This window comes from Aliidiomarina celeris (assembly GCF_003316875.1).
Lineage (GTDB): Bacteria > Pseudomonadota > Gammaproteobacteria > Enterobacterales > Alteromonadaceae > Aliidiomarina > Aliidiomarina celeris.
The window spans coordinates 1-580 of record NZ_QMIL01000020.1 but is presented as its reverse complement, the minus strand read 5'-3'; the positions used below and the strand labels follow the sequence as shown (position 1 = coordinate 580).

Annotated in this window: 1 protein-coding gene; it reads right to left on the bottom strand. The window is 44.8% G+C overall.

Annotated elements, in window-relative coordinates:
• Positions 1 to 437 (bottom strand): IS110 family transposase (locus DQW12_RS13320; RefSeq protein WP_157957932.1); only part of this gene is annotated, 437 nt, incomplete at its 3' end.
• Positions 438 to 580 lie beyond the last annotated feature (143 nt).

Sequence of the window (580 nt, the reverse complement as noted above, 5' to 3'; positions counted from 1 at the left end):
TCTAAGGCATCGAGGCGACGCAGCATGGCGCGTAACTCTCGAGCCTGTTTAGACTCTGGAGTCCAGACTTGGAAGTCATCATACTGACTCATAGCATGACCATATCGCGCGAGCACTCGGGCATCAGATGTGTCAGTTTTTTGAAGAATGTTCAGCGACTCAGCATAACGTTTTGCCTTTGCTGGATTGGCTAAAAATACGTTGAAGCCCGCATCAGCAAGGAAATAAATCAACCCTTCATGATAGACCCCAGTGGGCTCGACCGTGACGACAACATCTTCTGGCTGAGCATTCGTTTGCTTTAATATCCAATCGCTTACGTGCTTGAAATCCTTATTGGGAAGGCTTTTGGACTTCACTTTATTTGACTTCACGTCACGTAACCAAAGTATGTCTAACTTGTTTTTACTTACATCGATTCCAATAAATTCACGCATCTCTTTCACTACCCTTGTACATGCAGCGTCTTTCGTATTACGAAGCGCTAAGATACCATTCAGTTTGAATGAGGATATGAAGTAAGGGGTTCTTTCTACGTCACAGTCTCGATGACTAAGGCGCGGCACTACCTCACTTACTT